The organism is Candidatus Melainabacteria bacterium, from assembly GCA_016193285.1.
Lineage (GTDB): Bacteria > Cyanobacteriota > Vampirovibrionia > 2-02-FULL-35-15 > 2-02-FULL-35-15 > JACPSL01.
This window is the reverse complement of the sequence record JACPSL010000018.1, coordinates 104,973-125,581: the sequence shown is the minus strand read 5'-3', so window position 1 is coordinate 125,581 and position 20,609 is coordinate 104,973. Positions and strand designations below refer to the sequence as shown.

At 32.3% G+C, this 20,609-nt stretch carries 18 protein-coding genes and 1 tRNA gene; 8 read left to right on the top strand and 11 right to left on the bottom strand.

Annotated features, from left to right (window positions below; all coding sequences use genetic code 11):
* Nucleotides 1–100: 100 nt before the first annotated feature.
* The 3 genes from HYY52_04255 to HYY52_04245 form a co-directional block, all read right to left on the bottom strand.
* Nucleotides 101–2,767 carry a hypothetical protein gene (locus tag HYY52_04255; protein ID MBI2995898.1) on the bottom strand — a complete coding sequence of 889 codons (2,667 nt, stop codon included), beginning with the start codon at nucleotides 2,765–2,767 and terminating at the stop codon, nucleotides 101–103.
* Between the two features lie 114 nt (nucleotides 2,768–2,881).
* Complete coding sequence (locus HYY52_04250) at nucleotides 2,882–3,475, bottom strand: hypothetical protein (protein ID MBI2995897.1); 594 nt, start codon at nucleotides 3,473–3,475, stop codon at nucleotides 2,882–2,884.
* Nucleotides 3,476–3,666: 191 nt separating this feature from the next.
* Nucleotides 3,667–4,071, bottom strand: a complete 405-nt coding sequence (locus HYY52_04245) for a hypothetical protein (GenBank protein MBI2995896.1) — start codon at nucleotides 4,069–4,071, stop codon at nucleotides 3,667–3,669.
* A 206-nt stretch (nucleotides 4,072–4,277) separates the two neighbouring features.
* Between HYY52_04245 and ispH the strand changes: the two genes are divergently transcribed.
* Nucleotides 4,278–5,213, top strand: a complete 936-nt coding sequence (ispH, locus tag HYY52_04240) for a 4-hydroxy-3-methylbut-2-enyl diphosphate reductase (protein ID MBI2995895.1) — start codon at nucleotides 4,278–4,280, stop codon at nucleotides 5,211–5,213.
* Here ispH and HYY52_04235 read toward each other — a convergent pair whose 3' ends face one another.
* The 6 genes from HYY52_04235 to HYY52_04210 all read right to left on the bottom strand — a co-directional run bounded on the left by HYY52_04235 (nucleotide 5,214) and on the right by HYY52_04210 (nucleotide 8,955).
* The gene (locus HYY52_04235; protein ID MBI2995894.1) at nucleotides 5,214–5,729 is read right to left on the bottom strand and encodes a translation initiation factor IF-3; all 516 of its coding nucleotides are present in this window, start codon (nucleotides 5,727–5,729) and stop codon (nucleotides 5,214–5,216) included.
* Nucleotides 5,730–5,830: 101 nt separating this feature from the next.
* Nucleotides 5,831–5,902 (bottom strand) — tRNA-Thr (locus HYY52_04230).
* Nucleotides 5,903–5,918: 16 nt separating this feature from the next.
* Nucleotides 5,919–6,530 carry a dTMP kinase gene (gene tmk / locus HYY52_04225; protein ID MBI2995893.1) on the bottom strand — a complete coding sequence of 204 codons (612 nt, stop codon included), beginning with the start codon at nucleotides 6,528–6,530 and terminating at the stop codon, nucleotides 5,919–5,921.
* 2 nt (nucleotides 6,531–6,532) lie between these two features.
* Entirely contained in the window at nucleotides 6,533–6,865 is a 333-nt protein-coding gene (locus HYY52_04220) for a c-type cytochrome (protein MBI2995892.1), read from the bottom strand.
* Complete coding sequence (gene rplI, locus HYY52_04215; protein ID MBI2995891.1) at nucleotides 6,858–7,322, bottom strand: 50S ribosomal protein L9; 465 nt, start codon at nucleotides 7,320–7,322, stop codon at nucleotides 6,858–6,860. The genes HYY52_04220 and rplI overlap by 8 nt, the downstream gene beginning before the upstream one ends.
* 46 nt (nucleotides 7,323–7,368) lie before the next feature.
* Nucleotides 7,369–8,955 carry a phosphoglycerate dehydrogenase gene (locus HYY52_04210; protein ID MBI2995890.1) on the bottom strand — a complete coding sequence of 529 codons (1,587 nt, stop codon included), beginning with the start codon at nucleotides 8,953–8,955 and terminating at the stop codon, nucleotides 7,369–7,371.
* Between the two features lie 81 nt (nucleotides 8,956–9,036).
* On the opposite strand from HYY52_04210, the gene gmd reads away from it, so the two are divergent.
* Nucleotides 9,037–10,167, top strand: a complete 1,131-nt coding sequence (gene gmd / locus HYY52_04205; GenBank protein ID MBI2995889.1) for a GDP-mannose 4,6-dehydratase — start codon at nucleotides 9,037–9,039, stop codon at nucleotides 10,165–10,167.
* A complete protein-coding gene (locus HYY52_04200) occupies nucleotides 10,167–11,141 on the top strand; it encodes a GDP-L-fucose synthase (protein MBI2995888.1) in 975 nt (324 codons plus the stop codon). Before gmd ends, HYY52_04200 begins: the two co-directional genes overlap by 1 nt.
* Here the strand turns inward: HYY52_04200 and HYY52_04195 are convergent.
* Nucleotides 11,088–12,155 carry a DUF4352 domain-containing protein gene (locus tag HYY52_04195; protein ID MBI2995887.1) on the bottom strand — a complete coding sequence of 356 codons (1,068 nt, stop codon included), beginning with the start codon at nucleotides 12,153–12,155 and terminating at the stop codon, nucleotides 11,088–11,090. The genes HYY52_04200 and HYY52_04195 overlap by 54 nt on opposite strands.
* A 90-nt stretch (nucleotides 12,156–12,245) precedes the next feature.
* On the opposite strand from HYY52_04195, the gene HYY52_04190 reads away from it, so the two are divergent.
* From HYY52_04190 to HYY52_04170, 5 genes are all read left to right on the top strand, one after another.
* Nucleotides 12,246–13,445, top strand: a complete 1,200-nt coding sequence (locus tag HYY52_04190; GenBank protein MBI2995886.1) for an AAA family ATPase — start codon at nucleotides 12,246–12,248, stop codon at nucleotides 13,443–13,445.
* A 3-nt stretch (nucleotides 13,446–13,448) separates the two neighbouring features.
* A complete protein-coding gene (locus HYY52_04185; GenBank protein ID MBI2995885.1) occupies nucleotides 13,449–14,846 on the top strand; it encodes a CpaF family protein in 1,398 nt (465 codons plus the stop codon).
* Nucleotides 14,840–15,835: a type II secretion system F family protein gene (locus HYY52_04180; GenBank protein MBI2995884.1), complete on the top strand. Its 996-nt coding sequence runs from the start codon at nucleotides 14,840–14,842 to the stop codon at nucleotides 15,833–15,835. The genes HYY52_04185 and HYY52_04180 overlap by 7 nt, the downstream gene beginning before the upstream one ends.
* Before the next feature lie 10 nt (nucleotides 15,836–15,845).
* Complete coding sequence (locus tag HYY52_04175) at nucleotides 15,846–16,826, top strand: type II secretion system F family protein (protein ID MBI2995883.1); 981 nt, start codon at nucleotides 15,846–15,848, stop codon at nucleotides 16,824–16,826.
* Between the two features lie 72 nt (nucleotides 16,827–16,898).
* Complete coding sequence (locus tag HYY52_04170) at nucleotides 16,899–18,968, top strand: pilus assembly protein N-terminal domain-containing protein (GenBank protein MBI2995882.1); 2,070 nt, start codon at nucleotides 16,899–16,901, stop codon at nucleotides 18,966–18,968.
* On the opposite strand, the gene HYY52_04165 is transcribed toward HYY52_04170, so the two are convergent.
* Nucleotides 18,965–20,608 (bottom strand): VWA domain-containing protein, encoded by a 1,644-nt coding sequence (locus HYY52_04165; GenBank protein ID MBI2995881.1) that lies wholly within the window; start codon nucleotides 20,606–20,608, stop codon nucleotides 18,965–18,967. The two genes, HYY52_04170 and HYY52_04165, sit on opposite strands and share 4 nt — an antisense overlap.
* Nucleotide 20,609: the final 1 nt, after the last annotated feature.

Here is a 20,609-nt window from a genome sequence, read left to right as displayed (position 1 = left end):
TCTTTCTCGTAATTATTTCTCTCCCGAGTTTGTTATCGGTACGAAGTTACTAATATTTAAAAGTTAGGGCTCTTTATACTATTACTCTAGAAATAAAAACCTAAAATTCTTTTATTTCAGTTTGTTTTGATTTAAATCTAATAGGCAACTGAATATTTTCAATTTTTTGTTTTCCATGAACTTCTAATTCTAATTCTTGAGAAGCTTCTAATATATCTGGAAGAAAATCTGGATCAACTTTTAATTTATATTTTCCTGGTTTAACATCTCCTAATACAAATGAACCATCTATATTAGTAAGTGTCTCAACATCAGTACCTTCAAGATAAACCCTAATGTCTTGTAACTCTGGCTCTTCTTCAGGTTTCACTAGTGGTTCATTTGCTAATTTAATTTTTCCTTTTACTTCACCAAAATAAGCTAGAACAAAATTAAAGTTTGTTTCTTTTCCAGATTCTACTTTAATATCAACTTTTTCAGGAGTAATAGAAGTTAAATATGATGGGAGATCAGAATATTCAACTCGGACAGTATGTATACCATTTGTAAGACTTGGGAATTCAAAATAACCTTTTTCATCAGTCATAATAGTGTAATTTCCCAAGTGAATCCTTACATTAGCTAATCCTCTCTCATGTGTAGAAGGTAAAACAATTCTATTACTAATAGCTTGCTCTTTATTTGATTCTTCAAGTACAATAACCCTGCCTTTTATTCTTCCAACCGATTGAGCCTCACCAACTTGTGGTAATGTTCCTGCTCTTTTAGGGCGTAAATTATACTGCCAAAGAGCAGATACTTGTGTAAAATAAGGAGTTTTATCAAGGTCTAAATTATACTGATTCATACTGTTTACTTGATAATTTAAACGAACTGTATAGATTGGGCTTAGTTCTTTTTTTGTTTGCATTAATGCACCAGTTAAAAACTGGAGATTTAGTTTATTGTTAAATACTGGACCTAAATTAAAACCTAATTTAATTTGCTTATATAATTCACTACCTTGAAAATAAGTCTGTAACCCAAAAACTTTATTTAAATACTTATTGAAATTAAAATCATAAGTTACAAGTTTTGTCAGAGGTTGATTCTGTAAGATTGAAGCTTTTAAAGGATTGTTATTTGCAAATGTAAAATAATTAATACTTGAACTTACATTTGCTGTTGCCCAGCTCTTAAGTAAACTTGCTCTAAAAAAAGAATTAGTTCTACGTTCTATTAAGGTATCAAGATCAATAGATGAAATATTTGTTTTATTTATTGGAAACAAAAGATTATCAACTGCTCTTGTTGAGCTAATTTGTGACTTGTTTTGGGAATAACTTGCAAGGAGTGTTGGTCCTTTTTTAAAAGGCGTTGTAGAAGCAAAAAGATTGCTAACACTATAGGTATTTGGTCTATTAGCATTAAAATTGTATTTTCCTACAGAGTGACTAAATCCTATATTTGATCTTGATGGAGTTAAATTAAAACCAACAGTAGCTTCATTCCTGTCATGAAAGTAAGGGTTACCTGAAAGTGGATAAAATCCAGGAGAATAATATGCTCCTTTAGTAAACAAACTAAAATATTTTTTTGGCTTAAGCCTTATTAATAAATCAGTACCAGGTCCTGAGAAATTTTCTTTAGTTAGAATGTCACTTGAAGTTCCAAATGCAAAATTAGAATCTCCTTCAATATATTTTCCTGTTTTTGTAATACTTGCTGCAAGAAGTGCTCCTGTTTGCCTTGACATTATTAACTGATTTGGTATTAAGTCATTGTATGTAGCTTCACCTATAGAAAACTGCCAGTCTTTATTTGGAGAGGTAGACCATTCAGCTATCTCAGCAATTCTTCCATACCTTACAAAAGAAAGTCCTTTGCCTAATACTTTACCATCACTTGGTAAAACACCTGCACCAAAAACAAACTTACTATCTTTTAGTTTCCCATCTGTTTGAATTTGTATACCACGGAGTGTAATGCCACCAAGCAAAGGAGATTTAACTAAGCTAAGAGGCCTATCACCAAGGTGAAACTGAAATGGCGATGCATTTTTATAAAGTGAAACATTAGCAGTATCAAAATTTACAAGTGGTGCATCTGTACCTGCTTTTACTAAAAAATCAGATGTAAGAGTATAGTCATCATTATGAAACCCACTGTTTATCTCTGTTCTTCTTTGGTATTGCTCCTGAGTTTTTAACCAGTTAAATGAATTAGTTACTGTTAAGTAATCTACTAAAAGATCTTTAACGCCTTTTCGAGAGAGTGGCTGTATAGTTCCAAGATAAGTAGAATCTGTTCCAATTGTATTATTTAAAATTAACTTTCCTTCATCATTATCTTTAACAGCTAATCCAAGTAAAATTACTAATGCACTTGTAGGAACCATTTGTACATCTTGTCCTAAAATAATTCTGTTATAGCCAAAAAGAGTTTTAAACGGGCTGTTGTTTACCGTTACAGTTCCATTTCTTACGTTTAGCTCAACAATTGATTTATCTCTATATCTTTGAATTGTAATTGTGCCACCTACAATATCTACACTAACTTTGTCTTGAAGTTTTACTGCTACTTCTTCCAGTGGAAAAAGCCAGCCTTCATTGTCAAGAATAGGTTTCCTGGTAAAAATTATTTTTTGGTTGTTTAATATTACTTCTGGTGGTTCTAACTGATTAGCTGGTGTCATTAACTGAGCACATAAAGGCTTAAAAGTAAAACAAATATTACACACAAGTAAAAGCAATATTAACAAGAATATTTTTTTTAATAAATATCTCATCTACAGATGTTCATTCCACAAATGTTCAAAGTAGAGACGAGGTTACCTTGCCTCTACTTAAATAAAAGGATATTTGTACTAAAGAGACAAGGTGACCTTGTTTCTATAAAAACGTTATGGACTTACTAAATTGTATGTAATTGTTGTACTAAATGTCCCGGGTGAATAAAAGAAATCCGGCTGCACACCATAAGTTGTGTTTACCTGAAAATAGTTATTTGTATTTGTACCATCTTTTGCACCTGATGTTTTTGCTGTACCACTAATTACATCTATAGCTGTAGCAGTTGGTATTGAAGCTATTGTAGTTGGAGCATTAAATGGTGCAACAAGATTACCAGCATTTGCATTTCCAGTAGATCCAGCTGACTTTGAAACTATAAGAGAAACATCAGTATCTGCAAGTCCTGTACCTCCTGTATTTGTAGCTGTTTTTTGTGTAGTTAATCTCCATGTAGTTCGATTTGTTCTTATTCTAAAATTAGCTTGACCATTAACTGTACCTGCACCAATATCTGGTGTAACATTTAGGTTTACATTTATAGTTGGATTTGTACCTGACATACTGTCATTTGCAGCATCAGTTATAACAAACGATCCATTAACAGTAACATTTAAAGGAACTATAACTTCTGCAAATGTCTTTGTACAAATAAACTGTATACTAAAAATCAAGGCTAAAATTAAACTTGTTAAATGCTTAAACATATTTTTCCTCGCTTGCAATGATTACTGTTATAAAGTAATTATTCGCACTTTTACATAAAAGTTAAATCGACTAATAAGTTTAGTGCTGGATAAAATGTGGTAAATGTTTCCTAGACTAAAAGCATGAAAAAAAAAGAGACTTATTTGTAAGCCTCTTTTTTTAATATTTTTTACTACTTCAGTCTAACTAATTATTCCCACTTAAATGGATCATAATCAGTTAAGCCTTTTCCACCACAGCTAAAGTTTTCATGTGACCATGGTTTATCCCAGCCATATTTAATGCCGTCATAAGCACCCATGAGTACTCCAGAAACTCCACCTGCAGCTGCACCAACTACACCACCAGTTGCATAACCAACTGCTTGTTGAGCTACACCGTCTTTGTCCCCTAATGCTTCAGCAGTTGCGTCTTTTCCCCATAGCAACCCTTTTAGGAAACCACGCAAGCCACCAACTACTGGTCCAGCACCAACTCCTAGGACTACTCCAGTAGTTTGTTTAACAATATCTTCTACCGCAGCATTAGCTTTTATTGTGCTCATTGGAAACACAATGCTAACTAGAAGTAAAAGTAAAAACAAGTTTTTTTTCATATTACCACTCCTTAATTACAATGAAGCAACCTTTTAAAAATTGCCTTCTTATTAGACCCCTTCAAAAACCATTTAAGCCTGGTTCCTGAAAATTTAAACGAGCTTTTCTACAAGGAAGTAGTATATCATCACAAAAATTAAAACAAGTATAGTATAAAGGAGCATAACAATTGGGAACTTTTTTTGGATGGTAAAATACCAGTGCTATGGTTAAAAAAGTAGTTTTAGCATCACTTAGAGGATTTTGTGCAGGTGTTATAAGGGCAATTGACATTGTTAATTTAGCACTTAAAAGTTTAGGTCCACCTATTTATGTTAGACACGAGATAGTTCACAACGAGCATATAAAGAAAGATTTTGAGTCACGTGGAGTAATTTTTGTAGACGAACTTAATGAAGTGCCAGATGGAAACTGTGTGATTTTATCAGCTCATGGCTCTGAAGTAAGAGTTTTCGAAGAAGCAAAAAGCAGGAATCTAACAGTTATTGATGCAACATGTCCACTTGTAATTAAAGTTCATCTTGAGATGATTGATGCCTGGAAGAAAGATTGCAAAGTTGTTTACATAGGACATAAAGGACATCAGGAGGTAATTGGTGCAATGAGTCATTTACCAAAAGATTCTTGTTTTTTAGTTGGTTCAGTTTTAGATGTTAAATCTCTAGCAAATAATATTGGAAAAGTTTTTATTGCTACACAAACAACTTTATCAGTAGACGATACAAAAGAAATTATTGAAGCTCTCAAGAAAAAATACAAAGAAATTTCTCTTCCTTGTGCACAAGATATTTGTTATGCTACTCAAAACAGGCAAGATGCAGTTAAAGAATTAGCAAAACTAACTGATTATATTTTAATTATCGGATCCAGAAATTCTTCAAACTCGTGCCGCCTTGTAGAAGTTGCAAAGCTTGCAGGTACAGAAGCTGAACTAGTACCTGACCCATATACATATGAAGTGTCTAAGAAATTATATGGAAAAACTGTAGGTGTAAGTTCAGGAGCATCTGCACCGGAAATTCTTGTAGAGACTTTACTAAACAAACTTGCTGCCCCAGTAGAAACCTTACAATTAAAAGAAGAAAATATAAACTTTAAACTTCCTGAAATGAACCATCTTAAAAGACCTGCTATAGTTTAGTTATTTTTTGTGTGTATGTTGTACTGGAGTTATGATTACTAGCGCTGTTCTACCTTCCATTTTTACAGGTTTTTCAGGAGCACCCCAAACAGAGATATCTGTAACAAATCTATTTAATAAATCAATAGCTAGATTCTTATGTTCCATTTCTCTGCCACGTAATGTAACAGTAACTTTTACCTTATCTTTGTTATGAGTTAAAAATCTTTCTGCCTTTCTTACATTTACCAGGTAGTCATGTTTTTCTATCTTGTAACTCATTTTAATTTCTTTCACATCAACAATGTGTTGTTTTTTTCTTGCCTCACGTGCTTTTTTTTCAGCTTCAAATTTAAATTTCCCATAGTCTACTATTTTTGCAACTGGCGTTTGACCCTCTTGCCCGCTAACTAATACAAGATCGTAACCTCTTTCTTTTGCAATTTTTACTGCTTGCATTGTTGGCATTATGCCTAACATCTCACCTGTTTCAGATATTAAGCGAACCTCTCTTGCTCTAATCCTTTCATTAATCATTGGCAGCTCTCTATAAGGTCTTCTTTCAAATCTTTCAAATCTCAAATTCTTTCTCCTTTCTTATTGAGTCATACTCTCGGACAAGCCTTTGCTTTGTACCAAGCCGAAGATCAGATTCGAACTGACAACCTACGGTTTACAAAACCGTTGCTCTGCCATTGAGCTACTTCGGCATTCCATAGCATTCTATCAAACACCTAATCTTTCTTTTAGTACTTCTTTTATCTCACCATGCAATATTTCTACAGCTTTTGAGCCATCTAACACTACATATCTGTTCTTATATATTTTTGATAATTCATCATAACCATTAATTACATTCTTATAAAATTGATTTTTAGAATTTTCCATTTTATCTTTTGAAGACTTGTTTTCTGATCGCTTTAAAAAAATATCAAAATCAATTCTAAATAAAAAAGTTAAGTTGGGTTCAGGAAGAGCAGTTACTTCAACTAATTTTATGATTTTATTCATATCAAGACGCCTTCCAAAACCTTGATATGCAATTGTTGAATCATAATATCTGTCACAAAATACAGTTTGATTTTTTGACAAGGCAGGTAAAATTATTTTTTCATAATTATCCTGAATACCAGAAAAAAATAAAAACATTTCATTTATTTCAGAAAGTTTAAGATCTGATCTGTGTAAAAGAATCTTCCTTAGCTCTTTTCCAAGTTGGGTTTCACCCGGGTTAGATGTAAAAATTACATCTTGATTATTTTGAAAATATTTTTTTAAAAGATTTATCTGAGTGGTTTTGCCAGAACAATCAATTCCTTCAAAAGTAACAAATGACATCTTTATTGGCCTTTAAGTGAAGTTACATATTTGTATAAAGCATCTAATTGTACAGGTTTATCTGCAATGTTTTTAAACTTTGGCATTGGTGGTGGTGGATTTTCTATAAAAGCTTTAAACGTCTTTTTTGATTGAAGCTTTAAAGAACCTATTATAGGTTTTTCTGGTCTTATTAGATTTTGCCCATTTAAATGACAACCACTACAATTAGCCTTAAACAATCTTTCGCCTTTTAGACTATTTTCAGCACTTGCTCCCTTGGCCAGACCAATTAATAAATTCAAGAGAAGTATCAATAAAAACATTTTTTTTAAAATTGAGAGCTTTTTAGACATCTTCTTTTTTAACTATAAGTTTAATCTGAGTTATAACTTCACCATGAAGTTTTAATTTAATTTCATATTCACCAAGTTCACTGATTGATCTTTTTAAGAGTACTTGTTTTCTGTCTATATTTTCCCCAATAAGACTGGTCAATTTTTCTGCAATGTCTTTCGGTGTAATCCTCCCGAAAAGTTTTCCAGCTGCACCACTAGATGCAACTATACTAAGCGACGGATATTCACTAATCTTTTTAGCTAACTCTTCTGCTGTTAATTTTTCTTCTTTATATTGCTTTTCTAGTAATTCTTTCTTTCTTTGCATTGCTTTTATTTCACCAAGTGTTGGAATAGCTGCTAAACCATTAGGCAGCAAGAAATTCCTCGCATAACCAGGTTTAACTGAAACAATTTCTCCAATGTCCCCAAGTTTATCTACTTTTTCTTTAAGTAAGAGTTTTATATTTGACATAGTTTTTTTATTTTAGCATCCAAAAATGAAATATTATGTATTAATGCTAAGTAATCAGTTTAATGTATCTAGCTTCCAAGACTCCTTCTATCTTCCCCACTTTTTTTACAAGTTCTTCTGGAAGTGGATCGTCTAAGTTTAATATCATTACTGACATTTCTCTTGGGCCTTTTCTACCTACATGCATTGAACTTATATTTATGTTTCCTTGCCAAAGAATAGTTGAAACTTGAGCAATCATTCCAGGCTTATCTTGGTGCTGTGTTAAAAGCATATGTTCTGCAGGTGTTGCATTCATTGAATAATTATCAATCTGTACAATTGCAGGAACACCTTGTGCCAAGAGTGTTCCAGAGACAACTTTAACTCTCTTTTCTGTTTTTAAAGTAACTTTTAACTCTTCTACATAATCTCTTGAGTCAAATGATTTTGATTCAGTAATTTTTACTCCTCTTGCTTTAGCAATTAATGGAGCATTTACAAAATTTACCCCTTCAATGCTACAAGCTAAAACACCTTTTATAATTGAAATATTTAATGGGTCTATATTTTTCTTAGCAAGTTCACCTCTAGCCTCAATTTGAATTTCCTGAACTTTACCATCTATAAGTTGTGCTGCAATTGTTCCTAACCAATTAGCCAACTTCATAAATGGCTTAACTTCAGCAATTATTTCAGGTTTCATTGCAGGTAAATTAACAGCACTTCTTGCATAGCCACCTGTTAAAACATCCCTAATTTGTTCTGCAACATCTAATGCAACATTTAATTGAGCTTCTTCAGTACTTGCACCAAGATGTGGTGTTAAAACAATTTTGTCACCAAGTGAAAGAAGAGGACTATTTTTAACAGGTTCTTCATTAAACACATCAAAAGCAGCACCAGCTACATGCCCTGATTGAATTGCCTCAGTTATTGCTTCTTCATTTACAATACCCCCACGGGCACAATTAATTATCCTCACACCTTTTTTACATTTTTTTAGTGTTTCCTTATTAAGAAGATTTGTTGTCTCTTGAGTTTTTGGAACATGGAAAGTAATAATGTCTGCTCTTTCCCAAATATCATTAATGCTAACAAGTTCAAACCTATGTTGTGATGCAAATTCTTGACTTACATATGGATCATAAGCAATTATTTTCATTCCCATTGACTGTGCAATTTTTGCTACTCTAGCTCCAATTTTTCCAAGACCTACAACACCAAGAACCTTGTTAAATATTTCAAATCCTAAAAAACTTGTTCTCTTCCATTCATTTTTTTTCATTGAGGCATCTGCAGGTGGAATTAATCTAGCTAAGGACATCATCATTGCAATTGTGTGTTCTGCTGCACTTGTAGTATTACCCTCAGGAGAATTTACTACAATAATTCCTTTTTTTGTTGCTGCATCTAAATCAATATTGTCAACACCAACTCCTGCTCTTCCAATTATTTGCATACTAGAAGAACAAGAATCAATAATTTCTTTAGTAACTGTTGTCTGACTACGAACTAAAAGAGCATTGTAATCTTTAATTATTTGTTTTAATTCAAGAACTGAAATTCCTGGCTTATATACAACTTCAGAAACTTGTTTCAAAATTTCCAGACCTGCTTCGTTTAATTTATCTGTGACTAATACTTTTGGCATTTGCAAAAATGATTTTACAATATTACTTAAAGGTAAAGTCAATTAATAAAGATTTTACTTATGTAATATAATGGAAAAGATATGTCAAAAAAAGCTTTGATTACTGGAATTACCGGACAAGATGGAACTTACTTATCAGAACTACTTTTAAAAAAAGGTTATATAGTACATGGTATTAAACGAAGAGCATCTACATTTAATACAAGTAGAATTGATCACTTGTATCAAGACCCACACATACCAGATTGTCGTTTTTTTTTACATTATGGCGATCTTACCGATTCAACAAGCATTGTTCATCTTGTCCAAAAAATTGAACCAGATGAAATTTATAATCTAGGAGCTCAAAGCCACGTACAGGTTTCATTTGAAAATCCAGAATACACTGCAAATGTTGATGCACTTGGTACTTTAAGAATTTTAGAAGCAATTAGAACCTTAAAGTTAGAAAAAAAAATTAAGTTTTACCAGGCTTCTTCTTCCGAGATGTTTGGCTTAGCTCAGGAAATTCCTCAGAATGAAAATACTCCTTTTTATCCAAGATCCCCGTATGCTGCTTCAAAAGTTTTTGCTTACTGGATTACAGTCAATTACAGGGAAGCTTATGATATTTTTGCTTGTAATGGAATTCTTTTTAATCATGAATCACCACTTAGAGGTGAAACATTTGTAAGTAGAAAAATTACAAGGGGAGTAAGCAAAATCGCATTAGGTATTGAAGATAAAATTTATCTTGGAAACTTAGATGCCAAGCGTGACTGGGGACATACTAAAGATTATGTATATGGCATGTGGTTAATGCTTCAGCAAAAGGAGCCCAGAGACTATGTACTAGCTACAGGAACTACAACATCAGTTAGAGAATTTGTTGAGTTAGCATTTAAGGAAGTTGGAATAATTATTGAATGGACAGGAAAAGGACTTGAAACAAAAGGAAAGATAAAAGACTTTACTAATGTAACACTTCTTCCTATATTATCAAGATATAAAAAGGGAGATGTACTTATTGAAGTTGATTCAAGATATTTTAGACCTACTGAGACAGATATCTTAAAGGGAGATTCTATACTTGCAGAAAAAGAATTAGGCTGGAAAAGAGAATATGATCTTAATTCATTAATAAAGGAAATGGTTAAACATGATTTAGAACAAGCCAAACAATCAATTTACTTAAAAGAAGGCAGCTTTAAAGAACCCATATACAGTAACTAATGGAAAGAAAATCAAAAATTTATGTAGCTGGACATACTGGTTTAGTAGGTTCTGCAATTATAAGGGAATTAAAAAACCAAGGATATAAAAATTTAATAACAAAAACTCATGAAGAATTAGAACTTTTAGATTACAAAAAAGTATTTTCTTTCTTTAAGGATGAAAAACCTGAATATGTAATATTAGCTGCTGCAAAGGTTGGTGGAATATATGCAAACAGTACTTATCCAGCAGAGTTTATTTATGAAAACCTACAAATCCAAAATAATATAATCCACAATTCATATTTAAATAAAGTTAAAAAACTTTTATTCTTAGGTTCTTCTTGTATTTATCCAAGAGATTGTCCTCAGCCAATAAAAGAAGAATATTTATTAACAAGTAAATTAGAATCTACAAATGAATCTTATGCAATTGCAAAAATCGCAGGGATAATTATGTGTCAAAGTTATAACAAGCAATATAAAACAAATTTTGTTTCAGTAATGCCAGCAAATCTATACGGCATTGGTGATAAATATGATAGTAAAAACAATCATGTAATTCCTGCTTTAATTGAAAGGATCCATAAAGCAAAAGTATTAAACTCTAATGAGGTAACTATTTGGGGTAGTGGTAAGCCACTCAGAGAATTTTTATACGTGGATGACTTAGCAAATGCATGTATATTTATTATAAGAAATTATTCAGAAAATGAAATTATAAATATTGGTTCTAGTGAAGAATATTCAATTAAACAACTAGCTAAACTAATATGTGAAGTGATTGATTATAAAGGAGACTTACAATTTGACATATCCATGCCAGATGGAACTCCAAGAAAACTTTTAGACACCACAAAACTAAACAAACTAGGATGGAAAGCAAAAACTAACTTAAAAACTGGACTAAAAAAAACATATGAATGGTACTTAGCAACTTCAGTCAATTACTTTCCAAGAACCAAGCTCCTTACTAAAAGTCCCATTTTTTAAAACAAGCCAGTGTGTAGCCTTAGGATAATCTACAAAAAAATTAAGTTTAGCTATTTTAGTTAGTTTTGGAGGAAAGTCAATAAACATATCATCATTTAAATCAACAAACGTAGGTGAATATTCTTTCCCTTGTGAGTCCTTTAAGTAAAAATTACTTAGTCTATATTTCTCATCTGAATTATTTATAACTTTAACAGTTATTTTAAGAATCTTATCTCCCATAATATCTTTTTTTTGTTTGACTTTTAAAATCTCAAGACTAAGTTCAGACTTGTCAGCTGTTTGGGAAACTTGATCTTTTAGACATGTAACTTGTTTTAATTGTTCTAAACTTACTTCATCAAGAGGAGTTAATGTTAGTTCATTACCAGGTTCTATAGTTGCACTTTTTCCGCTACTTGTAAAACCACCAACTGTAGCAAACAACCCACCGATTCCTGCACCTGCTGCAAGTGAATAACCATGAGTTGCTACTATTAAACCTAATCCACCAAGCTGGTATGAAAATAATGCTCCTGCAAGTGAACCACCAAGTAAACTTAAAGTACTTTTTCCTAAATGATGTAAAGGATTATATGTTTTTGTTAATTCGCCAGAAACTATATCTGACATCAGATAAATTGTCTGTCCACTAGGACAAATTGCTTTATTAAAAGTAACTTTGTAAAAACCTTTTCTGTCAAAGCTTTTAGGAGGAATAATTTCACTTATATGTCCAATAAGTTTTGTTGACTCTGGAATAAATATTTTATAATCTTCAAAAGCTAAGTTATAATCCTCCTTGTTTTCAACAGTAACTTTTAAATTTAAAACCGGTACAATTGAATTGTCATCAAAATTTCTCTCTGCTAAATAATATGAATCCTTATCAATTTCATATATCTTAAGTTTCATTGGAATTAATGTTTTGTTTACAATATATCCTCTAAATAGAGGAGAAGAAGTATTTGCAAAACAAGTTAACTGAAGTAGAAAAATTAAAGATAAAGTAAAGAAAATTTTTAACATAGTCATTATGACGTAGGGTTAACCCACTATTTCCCTTGGTTGTTAGCAGTTGAACTTTAGAGGGCACATTACTATATATTGCCCACTAATTAATATATGCTTAAAATACTAGTTATAACACAACAAAACGAACAAAAATATTGGGAAGAAACCATATCCAATGTATGGGAAGGCCAATTAGAGATATCCTTAGTCAAGGATTATCAAGAACTGCCAGGTTGTAACTTAATAATTTTAGATTTTTCAGGAAACCAAACAAATGCTCACAATATTCTTGCTGACTATTCATCAAATTTAGTCGGGAAGCATTTCTTAATAGTCTCAGATTTTAAAGATGCAGATTTAGCAATTGAAGCAATTAAACTTGGTGCAGTTGGATTTTTAGTTAAACCATTTAAAAGATTTGAACTCATTTCTTGTTTAGATCGTTTAAATACAGCACCTAAAGGTCATATGCCTACAAGAAAGACAGCCAAGGTTATTACTTTACTTAGTTACAAAGGTGGTACAGGTGTAAGTACTACAACAGTAAATCTTAGTTATGCACTTGCAAACACTTACCAGAAAAAAACATTAATCATTGATGCTGCAGGATTTTCTAATCATGTAACCGTTTTATTAAACACAATTCCAAAGTGTACACTTGTTGATATTTGTAAACAAGATAAAAGCCTGGATGAACATTATCTTACAAATGCTGTAAGCACTATTGGGAAAAACCTAGCACTTATAGGTGGCCTGATTAAAACCAGTGATTACAACGAAATAACTGCTTCTGGCTTAGAACATTTAATAGAAATTGCTTCTGAAACTTATGACTTTATTTTAATTGATACTTCTGCACGAATGCTTGATGAAATATCCATGTTTTTTATTCAAAAATCTAATGACTTGCTCTTACTTACGACATTTGATCTTTTAGCTATTAGAGACAATAGAATTTTTATTCAGATTTTAAAAGAGCTTGGCACCTTTGACAATAAAATTAAACCTGTAATTAATAGGCAGGATTGGTACATTGGAAGTTTAGAACCTGCCTTAGTTCAGAAGCAACTTGATCACAGCATTTACCATGCCTTGCCAAATGACTGGCAGTTATGTGTTGAAGCATCAAATTATGGAAGACCTATTTTAGAATTTTCTCCTAATTCCCCGCTTGCAACATCTTATAAAATTCTAGCAGGAAAAATTTCAAAATCAGAAATACCAGAAGGAGATTCTGAAGCTCCAAGCAAACATATTTCAAGCACTGAAGAAAAAAGTATTAAAAAGAAAGGAATTTTAAATTGGTTTTAAAAAATGAATAATCCAGGACAACAATTTTCAAAAAGTATATTTTCAAAAAAAGAAGAACCTTTAAAGGAAAATGCAGGCACTGAACAAGCTTGTCCTCAAGCACAAAAAAAGCCCTCTGCCACTCCTTCTAAATTTTTAGGTGGCTATAAGGAATTAAAAAAGAAATTACATAGTAAATTACTCGACGAGTTAGACACAAGCAAATTAAATTCAAACTTAAATGATGAATCTACAAAACAAAATATTATTAGTTTAATTGATACTTTACTCCAGGAAGAAGGAACTCCTTTAGGTTTAAGTGACAGGAAAAAATTAATTGATGAATTAATAGATGACATTTTAGGACTAGGTCCTATTGAACCACTGCTTAAAGATCCAACTGTAAACGATATTTTAGTAAATGGTCCTGAAAAAGTTTATGTAGAAAGAAAAGGAGTGCTGGAAAAAACAGATATTGTATTTGACGATGAGTTTCATCTTATGAAAGTTATAAGCCGCATTGTAAGTGGTGTTGGTAGGAGAGTAGATGAATCCTCACCAATGGTAGATGCAAGGCTAAAAGATGGTTCAAGAGTTAATGCTATTGTTCTGCCCCTTTCCATAGATGGGGCAGCTTTATCAATTAGAAAATTCTCAGAGAAAAAATTCATGCTTGAAGATTTAATAAAGTTTGGAGCAATGACTGAAAACATGTGTGAGATGTTAAAACTTTGCGTGCTTTGCAGGTTAAATATTATTGTTTCTGGTGGTACTGGTTCTGGGAAAACAACATTTTTAAATGCACTTTCAAGATACATACCTAATCACGAAAGAGTTGTAACTATTGAAGATGCTGCAGAATTACAACTTCAAAGAGATCATGTAGTTAGACTTGAAACAAGACCACCAAATTTAGAAGGAAAAGGTGAAATTACACAAAGAGACTTAGTTAAAAATGCACTTAGAATGAGACCAGAAAGAATAATCTTAGGAGAAATTAGATCTGGTGAAGCACTTGATCTTTTACAAGCAATGAATACAGGTCATGATGGCAGTATGGGAACATTACATGCAAACACAAGCCGTGATGCATTTAGCAGATTAGAAACAATGTGTTTAATGTCTGGGATTGAATTGCCACAAAGAGCAATCCGAGAACAAATTGCTTCAGCAGTAAATTTAATTTGTCAGTTAAACAGATTTTCTGACGGCTCAAGAAGGGTTACCCAGATATCAGAAGTAACAGGCATGGAAAATGGTGTTATCACAACCCAAGACATTTTTACATTTGAGCAAAAAGGAGTTGATGAAAACAGTAAAGTAAAGGGTATATTTAAACCATCAGGTATTAGACCAGTGTTTTCAAAAAGAATTGAGGCAATGGGGTATAAGCTCCCTCCAAATATGTTTAATCTATGCTAGCTCCAATAATTTTTTCAGTCTTTGTATTTTTTGTAGTGATATTAATCTGCTTATCCATTTATTATTTTTGGCAAAGAAAAGAAAATTTAAAATATCAAAGTCAAAGAGTTGAACAAGTAATTAATATACAAACCCTTGGATACAGTGAAGTATCCCAAAGTTCAGTTACTGAAAATCAAGAACAAACACTAAGAAGGGATTTACGGGTTAGTACAATTCCTTGGTTAAATGATTTACTTCAAAGATTGTTAAAAAACAGATCTGATTTTCTTTTAACTTTAATTGAGCAAAGCGGATTAAAAATTAAAGTTGGAGAATTTTTATTGTTTATAGGACTTGTTGGATTAATTGGTGGAATGTTAGTTGATTTATTTTTCCATATTCCTTTAATAGGACTAGTCTTTGCAATTCTCCCTTTTGGGTTATTAAATTTTTTAAAAGCTAAAAGGATAGATGATTTTGTTAAACAATTACCCCAGGCACTTGACATGCTTGGTTCTGATTTAAGAGCAGGGCTTGATGTTCAGACAGGATTAAAACACTTAGCAGAAGAGTTTCCTTCTCCACTTGGTGAAGAATTTGGAAAAGTAATTATTGAAGTTAATTTAGGACTATCTTTAAATGAAGCACTACAAAATCTTTCTGCAAGAGTTAATGCAATGGATGTACAAATTTTATGTACTGGAATAATAATAAATAGAGAACTTGGTGGTAATCTTTCAGAATTAATTGGAAGTATCGGTGAAACCGTAAGAGAAAGATTTAGATTAAAAGGAATGGTTAAAGCTCTTACTGCCGAAAGCCAGATGTCTGCTTATCTTCTGCTTTCTTTACCTATTGGCATTTATATAATGTTGAACTTAATTGCTCCTGAAACTTACAGTACCTTTGTAAAAGATCCAATGGGAAAAAATATTTTAATTGGGTGTGTTATTTCTATGACTATTGGTTATTTAATGATAAATAAAATTACTAAGTTGGAGGTGTAGGAAAAGACAAATGACAAACCTAATGATTATTCTAAGTAGTGTATGTGCATTTGGTGCAATATTTTTAATTTGCATAGTAATCTACAGGACAAGAGCAATATCTGCTGAATCAAGTGAAATAAGTAAAAGATTACAATTTTGGTTATCTGAAAAAAGCGAATCTGCAAAGTACACCCCCGACACTCAAGATAAAGAAGATAAAGATGAAAGTTTTGCAAAAAGAGTTTTAATTCCTCTTGGAGAACAAGTAGGGAGCTGGTTTAGCGAGAAGGTGCCTTACAGTAAACAGTCAGCTGCAAGAAAGCTTTTAATTAAAGCTGGCTTCAGGGATAAAAAAGCACTTCAGTTTTTATATACAATTAAAATAACCTTAGCTATTGTACTTGCAGTAATTCCATTTTTTATTCTTTCAGTAATAGGAAAAAATTTACAAACTGGAATGTTTCTTGCTTTTATTGTAGGTGCTGTTGGATTTATATTTCCAAATATTTTTTTAGATAAACTAGTAGCAAAAAGACAACAAAGCATTGATCGCATCTTGCCAGATGCCTTAGATCTTTTAGTCATATGTACTGAGGCTGGTATGGGAATTGATCAGTCATTACTAAGAGTTGCTTCAAATATTGGGAATAAAGGAAAAGATCTAGCTGAAGAAATTATTCTTACAAACAGAGAAATGAATTTAGGACAAGACAGGACTACTTGTTGGTTAAACTTAGGAACAAGAACAAGTTCAGAAGAATTAAAAAGTCTTGCAAGGATTATAATTCAGTCAGAAAAAGTTGGTTCTAGTATTGGAGGTGTGCTTAGAAGCCAGGCAAATTTTTTAAGGGTTAGACGAAGACAAAAAGCAGAAGAAACAGCAGCACAAATGACAATTAAAATGATGCTTCCAATGGCACTGTTTATTTTTCCATGTGTTTTAGCAGTAAGTGTAGGACCTCCTGTACTTCAATTAATTTCAACACTTGGGAGTGGTCTGCCACAATAATTATCTTGAGCAAGATAAAAAATTCCTAAAAAAGGAACATTTACTATTGCTTATTGTTCTGATAAGAGTACTGTGAAGCCATTCATTAAGACTTTATTTTTATTAACTTTAATTAGTGCTTTTTGTATTCAAACAATAATCCCTGTAAGTTCAAAAGTTTTCTTTCTTGAAGCAGATTACTATCAAGATAAAACTCAAATAAAAAAATTAAACCTTGGAAAAGGTGAAATCATATCAAGTGATAAAACAATTTTAAGAGTTGCAGTAAGTGATCCAGCAATTGTAGATCTTCAGGTGCTAAATGAAAAAGAGGTTTTTGTTAGAGCTAAAAAATTAGGTATAAGTACAATAATTATGTGGGAAAAAGAAACTTCACATCCAGCAAGATTTGATATCTCAGTTTGGCCTGATATTGATTATTTAACTAAGCAACTACAAGACCTAGATAAAAATATTACAGTAGAATACATTCCACCAAGTTCTAATATAAGTTCTACATCAAAAACTTCAAGCGAACAAACATCAGTTGCTACTAGTTCATTATCACAAGCAGCAGCATCTTCTTCTACTCCTTCTCCAACTGCAGGTAGTTCCAGCTCTACTACGTCATCATCTACAGCAGCAACTAGTGGAAAAATAATTTTAAAAGGAGAAGTTTCAAATGCAGAGATAATTGCCAGAGCTCTTCAAATTGCAGGTGTGTATGTAGGGGATCAAGGAATAAAAATTATAAGTCAACCTGGTGGACAAATTGTTGATGGGTTGGCAGGAAGATATGACATATCTGCAAATTCAGATTCTCAAGGGCAAACTCAAACCCAAGGTTCAGCTGTATCTTTTGGTGCACGTGACCCAATAAAATTTACCTCAAATAGATATGCAAATCTTAGTCGTGGTGTAATTGCAACTACACAAAATGGATCAGTAATTAGTTTTTTAACAGTAAAAGATCCTCCACAAGTATCAGTTGCTATAAGGTTTTTTGAAGTCTCAAGAAGTGTTGCAAGAAATTTAGGTTTTAATACAACGTTTGGCGGCAGCACAATTCAAGGTGGAACATTTATTGGTGGGAGTGGAATCGGGCAGCTTTTAGGACAAATTGGTTCAATAGCAAATTTAACTGAATTTAAAGCTGCAAGTGGAGGTTCAGCTCCTGAATTTGGTTTTGGTCATGGTTCAGTTGCAGGTGGATCAGTTGTTGCACAAACAATTGGAGATGGTGTAACTGGAGCAATCTTTAATCCAGATAATGGTATTGGAGTTGTTCTTCAGGCTCTTCAAGAAAGAGGAGAAATTAAAACACTTGCTGAACCGAATCTTGTAGTTGCAAACGGAGAGCCAGCTTCATTTTTAGCTGGTGGAGAAGTACCAATTGTAAGATCAGTTTTTACAGCTGGTGGTGCAAGCCAAGATATTACTTATGAACCTTTTGGAATAAGGTTTGTAATACTACCAACAGTAACTGGTGAAAATAAAATTTATTTACAACTTAGTCCTGAAATAAGAGATATTGATACTAATCTTTCAAACCTTGTTGTACCAGTAGGTTCAACATCAGTAAGACCACCTGCATTTAGGACAAGAAGAACACAAACACAGGTTGAACTTGAAACAGGACAAGCATTTGCTATAAGTGGACTTTTAAGAGAAGACAATACAAGAAACCTCCGTAAAGTACCAGGCATTGGTGACATCCCAATCTTAGGGACTTTATTTAGAAGCAAGTCATTTAGACAAGGTGAAACAGAATTACTTGTTGTTGTTTCACCACAAATTGTAAGACCAACTTCGGTGGCTAAAATATCCAAGCTTGCTAAACCAGAAATTCCATATCATGATTTTGATGAGCTAGCACCATTTAAACCTTACATAAAGAAAGATGATGAAAAAGGTCCTGATATGAAAGAGCCTTTAGATGCAGGGAAATATAATGAGTCTACAAATAAGAAAGTAGATAACAACATTTCTTTAAACAATGAATATAGTGAACTTAGAAAACTAAATAATTTTAAAAAAAATGAGGATAAACTTAAAAGACAACAACAATTACTAAATGCAGCATGGAGAATTGAAACTGCACGTTATGCACAAGCTCAGGAAGCTATGAGACTTGCAAGAGAAAATAAGATTTCCTCGTATTAATTAACCAACTTTAATCCCAAATCATCAGCAATTTGAAGAAATGCATTTTTTAGTTTTGCAGGATCATTTATAAATATTACAGGCTCTGCTTTTCCAATAGTTTCAACTTGATATTTAAAATTATTAATAGTAGTTTGTGATATAGCTAAAGTAAGTACTATTGAATAAATTTTAATTTTTGCATCAGTTAGTGATTTAACTTTTTGCCCAAGTGCACTAAAAGTATGTGCTGTTGGTTCACCATCAGTAAAAAGAATAATTACTTTTTCAGAATTTGGTCTGTCGCTTTTGTCAAATACATACTTTGCATTAGTAAGTCCAGCATTTATATTTGTACCACCATTAGGATAACTATAAGTAACAATTGGATTTGTAAAGGAGCCAGTACCACTTGTTGCCATGATGGATAGTTTATTAGTAACAGTATCAAAGTTAACAGGATTTACAAGGCTTAAGTAAGGTAATGTTCTTTTCATATATTTAGAAACATTTCCTCCTTCTAGTTCACTACAATACCAGTTAGATGTCATATCAGCAGTATAAGAACTACTTTCAAAAGTTACTAAACCTAACTTTAAAGCAGCTGAACCATATATTTTTACAGTATCAATAAAAGCACTAACACCATCTATTGCACTTGCAACTGGTTCTATATAAGAAGCTGCTCTAGTAAAATAATTGTCTACAACTGCTTGATTTGTACTTTTATTGTCATTAAAAGTTTGTGCAAGTTGTTTATCTTCACCAGATACATTTAATGCTGCTAATTGATTAATTCTGTAACCAGTTAAAGCTATTCTTCTAAGCCCACTAGCCATATCGTGATTTACTATAAATCCTCTGTCAGGATCATTGATATAAATACTTTTGCCACTACTATAGGTTGCAGTTGCAGGAATATCAGTTCCTGGTGTGTTAATTACTACATCAGTGATATTAGAAAGAGTTGTCACAAGGCCGTTTGCTGTAATCATTGTGCCTATGCCTGGCTGATACTGGGACTGAGTAATAATCACATCTGTAGTCAGTGGTCCTAAACCTGACATTCCTTGTGTTTGTACATATGCAGTTCCAATATAAGTACTTACTGTAGCAAATCTCATTGAGCCCGATAAGTCAACTACAAATACAACATCATATGGTGGTAATTCTGCTTCTCTTGTTATTGAGATCATTGAATTACTTGTAAACAGTTTTGCAAAGTATGATTTTGTAGTATGTGCTGAAGTTACTGTTACTTTACCGCGATTTAAGTCAGTCATGATGGTTAAAGTAATTGGTTGTTGTTTAAATAAAGCTCTTAAGTTATCACCTGATGTAAATGTTTTTGAATAAGTTAATGTTGTTGGACTACCCATACCAGTAGCAGAGTAATAGTTACCAATCATTGTGTCATTAGAAACATTCATTTTAAAGATCCGAATAGTTTCATTTACTGCTTTTCCTGCATCAGCACCATTTCTAAAATATTCTTGTGCTCCAGCTACAGCTGCAGACTCAGTTGCTTTTTCAAGTGAACTTCTTACAATACCGTTATAACTCATATCTATTGCAAGTGCTGAAAAAGAAATAATCACGCTCATTAAAAGAGCTGCCATGGGTATAATTGATCCAGGATTATTTCTTACTTTATGTCTCACT